Raw genomic sequence first — 5,656 nt, forward strand, 5'->3', positions numbered from 1 at the left:
TGTCCTGTGGATCGTCCACGAAGACGCGGTAGTCGTCCGGCTCGGCTCCGGTGGCGGGCACGTCCGCCTGGCGGAGCATGTACTCCATGATCGTGGCGGCCGCGACGGACACGTCCCGGGAGCCCTGCTTCGACGGCGGCCGATGCAGGGACACGGACACCACGAAGCGGGGGTCGTCGAGCGGGGCGACGGCGGTGAAGCCGAGGTTGTAGCCGTCGTACGTGCCGGTGTCGCTCGCGGCCTCGGCGGTGGAGGACTTGCCGCCCACGCGATACCCGGGGATCGCGGCGGCCTTGCTGGTGCCCTGCGTCACGACGGTCTCCATCATGCGGAGCATCTGCGCCGCCGTCTCCTCGGAGACCACGCGGTGGGGCTCCGCGGACGACTCCCAGCGCTTCTCCGCGGCGTCGCCGTCCACCGTGGCGTCGATCAGCCGGGCCGGGATCAGCACGCCGCCGTTGGCGAGGGCCTGGTACATCTGGGCGGTGTGCAGGGTGGTCTGGGTGTAGCCCTGGCCGAAGGCCGTGGTCAGGCGCTGGCGGCCGTCCCACTGTTCGGGCGGGACGAGGACGCTGCCCGCCTGCTGCGGCAGGCCGAGGTCGATGGGCTGGCCGACCCCGAAGGAGCGCATGTACTCGTAGCGCTGCTCGTCCGTGATCTTCTCGGCGATCTGCACCGTGCCCGTGTTGTAGGAGCGCGCGTAGATGCCTGCCACGGTCATGTCGAACGTCGGGTGCGGGGAGAAGTCCCGGATGGTCTGCCCGTCGAAGTCCTGGCTGCTGGGGACGGTGAAGCCGTCCGTGGCGGTGACCTTCCCGGCGTCGACGGCGGCCGCGATCGGCAGCGCCTTGCCCGTGGAGCCCGGCTCGTACGGGGTGCTCATCACGGTGGAGGTGCGGAAGTTCCCCTCGGTGGCGTCGGGGTCGGCGGGGTCCACCGTGGTGGAGTCCGCCATGACGATCACGTCGCCCGTCTTCACGTCCATCACGACGGCGTTCGCCCACTCCGCGTCGTACTCGGCGGCGAGGGCGCCGAGGGTCTCCTGCGCGAACCACTGGGCGTCCTTGTCCACGGTCAGGCGCAGGTCGGCGCCGTCCACGGCCGGAACCTCCTCGAGCGGGGCGTTGGGGATGCGGATGCCGTCCGCGCCCACCTCGAACGTGCGGGTGCCCGGAGTGCCGGTCATGACGTCGTCCTGGCTGAGCTCGAGGCCTTCGAGGGCGGTGCCGTCACCGCCCATGAAGCCGATGATGCTGCCGGCGACCGACCCGTTCGGGTAGGTGCGGCGGTCCACCGCCTCGGAGAGCAGGCCCGGCACGTTGAGCGCCATGGCCTTGTCCCGCACCTCCGGGGTCACGGATCGACGCACCACGGCGTACGGGCGGGAGCCGATGGTGGCCTCGCGCACCTCCTCCTCCGACATGCCGAGCACCTCGGCCAGGCTGGCCAGGCGGGAGTCCACGTCCACGAGCACGGTCTCCCGGGCCTCGCGGTCCCATTCGTTGAAGTCCTTGACGAGGCGCTGGTCCACGACGATGTCGTATCGGCGCACGCTGGCGGCCAGCACGTCGCCGTCACGGTCCAGGATGGACCCGCGCTGCGGCAGGGTCTCCTGGTGGGTCAGGCGCTGATCCATGGCCGCCGCGGCCTGCCCCGTGGGGTCGATGCCCTGCACGTAGACGAGCCGCAGCGCCAGCCCGCCGAGCAGGACGAAGACGAGCAGCAGCAGGATGCGGGTGCGCACGGCAGGGTGCCCGGGAGCGGGCCCGACCGTCGATCCGCCGCGGGGAAGGTGCGAGGCGGGACGGTCGATCAACGGTCGGCGGCGTCCTGGTCGGCGGCGGCGGAGGCGTCCGCGCCGCTGAAGGTGCGCGGTCCCTCGATCTCGTCCTGGCCGTCGTCGGACGCCCCCTGGCGGACCGCGTCCGCGTCCGCCGGCGGCGCGACGTAGGTGGCGGAGATGTCGCCGTCCTGGGCCGCCTGGGCCTCGCCGCTGAACTGGCCCGTGCCCGCGTCCACGGAGGCGGTGCCGGCGGGGGCGACCATCCCGAGGGCGTCGGCGCGCGCGGCCAGGTTCTGCGGCGCCTCGAGGTGGCCCACCTGCTCGGCCAGCCGCTCATTGGTCTCGGTGACGGCCTGCTGCTCCTGGCGCAGGTCCAGGAGGGCGTACTGCCGGTTGGACATGGTGATGTTCATGACGAGGACCGCCGCGAGCGCGGCGAGCACCACGAGGACGCACAGCACGGTCACGCCGGAGCGGGATCGGGGCAGCGGGGCGGGCACCACCGAGAGCGGCGTGCGCTCCTGCGGAGCCGGCCGCGCGGGGGCGACGGGGGTCGACCCGGGGCGCAGCGACTCTGCGATCCGTGCGTGTGCGGCCATGCTCATCTCCTCGTGCAGCGTCATGCCGTGGTCCTGGACGTCCTGATCTTCTCAACCGCACGCACTTTCGCGGAGGAGGCGCGACGGTTCTCAGCGATTTCTTCTTCGGTGGGCTTCTCGGTGCCGCGGGTGAGCACCCGCACCACGGGTTCGTGCTCCTCCAGCACCACCGGGAACCCCGGGGGCGCCGTGGACGTGGCCCACGCGCTCAGGTGCCGCTTCGTGATGCGGTCCTCGAGGGAGTGGTAGCTCATCACCACGAGGCGGCCGCCCACGTGGAGGGCGTCGAGGATGGCCGGCACGGCGGCGTCGAGGATGTCGAGCTCCTCGTTCACGGCGATGCGCAGCGCCTGGAAGGTGCGCTTGGCCGGGTGCCCGCCGGTGGCACCCGCGGCGACGGGGACGGCCGAGCGGATCACCTCGACGAGGCGGCCGGTGGTCTCGATGGGGGCCTCGTCGCGGGCTCGGACGATGGCCCGTGCGATGGGGCCGGCGAAGCGCTCCTCACCGTCGCGACGGATGATGCGGCGCAGCTCCTGCTCGTCCAGCTCCGCCACGAGCGTCGCGGCGGAGCGCTCGGCGGTGTCGTCCATGCGCATGTCCAGCGGAGCGTCGTAGGAGTAGGCGAAGCCGCGTTCCCGGTCGTCCAGCTGGTAGGAGGACACGCCGAGGTCGTAGAGCGCGGCGTCGACCTTCGTGACGCCCGCGGCGGCCATGGCCTCGGGCACCCGGTCGTAGGTGCCGTGGAAGGGGATCAGACGGTCGGCGAGGGGGCCGAGGCGCTCGGCGGCCATGGCCTGGGCGTGGGCGTCGCGGTCGATGCCGATGACGCGCAGGTGGGGGAACCGGGTCAGCAGGGCCTCGGTGTGCCCGCCCATGCCCAGCGTGCCGTCGACGGCGACGGGCGTGCGGCCGGCCTCGAGCGCGGCCTGGACGGCGGGGGCGAGGAGGTCGACGACGCGGTCCCGCATCACGGGCAGGTGGCGGTCCTCGGGGCGCGGCTGGCCTGCGTCCACTCTCGACCTCCTGCTCACATCGCGGTCCTGGCGGACCTCGGGCGGGATCCCCATCCGTCCGCCGCCGCGCCTGGCCCAGGGGAAGACGGGTCAGGTGCGGCGGCGTCGGCTGGAGGTCTCGCTCGAGGTCGGGTGGTCACGGTCAGAAGACGCCGGGCAGGACGTCCTCGTCGGTCTCGGAGAAGGCGGCTTCCTGCTCGGCGAGGTAGGTGTTCCAGGACTCCGAGTCCCAGATCTCCACTCGCGTCCCCGCGCCGATCACGGTCACGTCCCGGTCCAGCCCCGCGTACTGTCGCAGCGGCGCCGGCACGGTCACCCGACCCTGCTTGTCCGGGACCTCGTCCGACGCCCCCGAGAGGAAGACGCGGATGTAGTCACGGGCCTGGCGGGAGGACAGTGGAGCCGACCTCATCTGCTCGTGGACCCGCTCGAACTCACGAGCGCTGAACACGTAGATGCAGCGCTCCTGACCCCGGGTCAGGACCAGCCCCTCCGCCAGCTCCTCGCGGAACTTGGCGGGGAGGATCAGCCGGGACTTCTCGTCGAGCCGGGGGGTGTACGTGCCCAAGAACACGGCAGACCCCCTGGCTCGTCAAGCGGTCCCTCCCGACCAAGGTCGGGACCCATGCTCTCTCCTTCCCTCCACATTACCCCACTTCCCTCCACCATCAACCCCGGACGCGGGTCCCGGCGCCACGGGCGTGTCGAGGCCCCCCGAGTCCGGCGCGCCATCCCGCGGGTCCCGGGGCCGGCGTCGCCGTGGAGGGACGTGGAGGACCGGTGGGCCCCGGTGGAGGGCCTCGGCGATGACGGAGCCTCGGGCAGCGGAAAGGCCCCGATCCGGAGCGGATCGGGGCCTGGAGTGGAGGATAGTGGGGGCCCGGCGGGCCAGGCGCTCAGTCGCCTCCGGCGCGCCGCTCGTCCCAGCGCCGCTCGAGGCGGCCCATGAAGTCGCCGCCTCCCTGCCGTCGCGGTGCGCCCGACCGGCGGGCCCCCGGGGCCGAGGCCCCCGCGGCGACAGCGCCCGGCCGCGGGGGCAGCCGGGACAGGCCGGCCCCGATGACGACGACCCCCGGCCCCCCCCGGAGGGTCGCGGGGGTTGGCGCCCCCGCGACCACGACGAGCAACCCGACCACCTCCCGGGCGGCCCCCGCCACCACGCGGCCCCCGGCCAGCCGCCGCCGCCCCGCCGCCGCCCTCCCGGTCGGCACCCGGCGGGCCTCCGGGCCCGAGGCCCCGGAGGCGACAGCGCGCGGCCGCGTGGTCAGCAGGAAGATGCCGGCCCCGATGACGACGACGCCGAGCACGCCCAGGAGGATCGCGTGGTTGGCGACCCCGAGGACCACGACGAGCAGCCCGACCACTGCGAGGACGGCCCCGGCCACGACGCGACCCACGGGCAGCCGATGCCGCCCCGTGTCCGCCATCTGGGTGGCCAGCCGGGGGTCCTCGGTGCGCAGCTGCTGCTCCAGCTGGTCCAGCATCCGCTGCTCATGCTCTGAGAGGGGCATGGCGACTCCTTCGAACGCGGCCTCCGACACCTCCGGGACCGGGAGGGGACGCCCGCGCGTCCGACTTGCCCTCCAGGATAGGACCTGCCGCCCCACCCTAGCCAGGTGGCGACGTCGCCGGCCCCGGAACCCCTCACTCCCGGTCCGGGCCTCCGGGGCCCGGCCGCGGCGCGTCCCGGCGGGCGTCGGCGCGGGCCTCGCGGCGACCCAGCAGCGACGCCGGCCGCCCGGCCGCCGTCGGGAAGCGCCGGGCGACGGCGTCCAGGGCGGCCTCGGCACCGGCCCAGTCGCCCGCCTCCGACGCCTCGCCCTCCGTCCCCCAGCCGGGACCGCCGAATAGCGCCTCCTCGGCCGGGGCTGAGCGCCCTCCCCCCCGAGGCGCTCGGCGCGCACGCCCACGAGCCGGATCGGATGCGGCCGTTCGCCGTGCAGCTCGCGGACGAGCCGCCGCGCCGGGCCGAGGAGGTCGTGGCCCGTGGCGGTCGGCCGGGCGAGGCGGGCGGTGCGGCTGCGGACCGACCCGTCCGGCGCCTTGAGGCGGACCGTGACCGCGCCGGCGGTGACCCCCTCCGCGCGCAGCCGGGCCGCGACCCGGTGACACAGGCGCAGGACCTCCCGGTCGACGCCCGCGACGTCGACGGGGTCGACGTCGAAGGTGTGGTCCGCGCCGATGCTGCAGGCCGCCGGGCGCGGGGCGACGGGGCGCGGGTCGATGCCCCGGGCGAGCGACGCCCACTCCCGGCCGGC

Annotated in this window: 5 protein-coding genes and 1 pseudogene; all 6 read right to left on the bottom strand. The window is 74.5% G+C overall.

Going from position 1 to position 5,656, the window contains the following annotated elements; genetic code table 11:
• Positions 1 to 1,744 (bottom strand): penicillin-binding protein 2 (locus D8M29_RS06655; RefSeq protein WP_238693341.1); only part of this gene is annotated, 1,744 nt, incomplete at its 3' end.
• 68 nt (positions 1,745 to 1,812) lie between these two features.
• Positions 1,813 to 2,406, bottom strand: a complete 594-nt coding sequence (locus D8M29_RS06660; protein WP_002854573.1) for a hypothetical protein — start codon at positions 2,404 to 2,406, stop codon at positions 1,813 to 1,815.
• On the bottom strand, positions 2,403 to 3,398 hold the full coding sequence (gene rsmH / locus D8M29_RS06665) for a 16S rRNA (cytosine(1402)-N(4))-methyltransferase RsmH (RefSeq protein ID WP_127435361.1): 996 nt from the start codon (positions 3,396 to 3,398) through the stop codon (positions 2,403 to 2,405). Before rsmH ends, D8M29_RS06660 begins: the two co-directional genes overlap by 4 nt.
• 142 nt (positions 3,399 to 3,540) lie before the next feature.
• Positions 3,541 to 3,972, bottom strand: a complete 432-nt coding sequence (gene mraZ, locus D8M29_RS06670) for a division/cell wall cluster transcriptional repressor MraZ (RefSeq protein ID WP_002854575.1) — start codon at positions 3,970 to 3,972, stop codon at positions 3,541 to 3,543.
• A gap of 322 nt (positions 3,973 to 4,294) precedes the next feature.
• Positions 4,295 to 4,909, bottom strand: coding sequence for a DUF3040 domain-containing protein (locus tag D8M29_RS14160; RefSeq protein ID WP_238693342.1), 615 nt, complete (start codon positions 4,907 to 4,909; stop codon positions 4,295 to 4,297).
• Positions 4,910 to 5,335: 426 nt separating this feature from the next.
• Positions 5,336 to 5,623, bottom strand: a pseudogene (locus D8M29_RS14165) (DNA polymerase IV); the annotation flags it as partial.
• Between the last annotated feature and the right edge of the window lie 33 nt (positions 5,624 to 5,656).

The sequence above is a fragment of the Micrococcus sp. HSID17227 genome, assembly GCF_003989405.1.
In the GTDB taxonomy this organism is placed as follows: Bacteria; Actinomycetota; Actinomycetes; order Actinomycetales; family Micrococcaceae; genus Micrococcus; species Micrococcus luteus.

What these genes read in the sequence shown, in the direction of transcription:
- D8M29_RS06660 (WP_002854573.1), bottom strand. Translation starts at nt 2,406, where the DNA reads ATGACGCTGCACGAGGAGATGAGCATGGCCGCACACGCACGGATCGCA.
- D8M29_RS14160 (WP_238693342.1), bottom strand. Translation starts at nt 4,909, where the DNA reads ATGCCCCTCTCAGAGCATGAGCAGCGGATGCTGGACCAGCTGGAGCAG.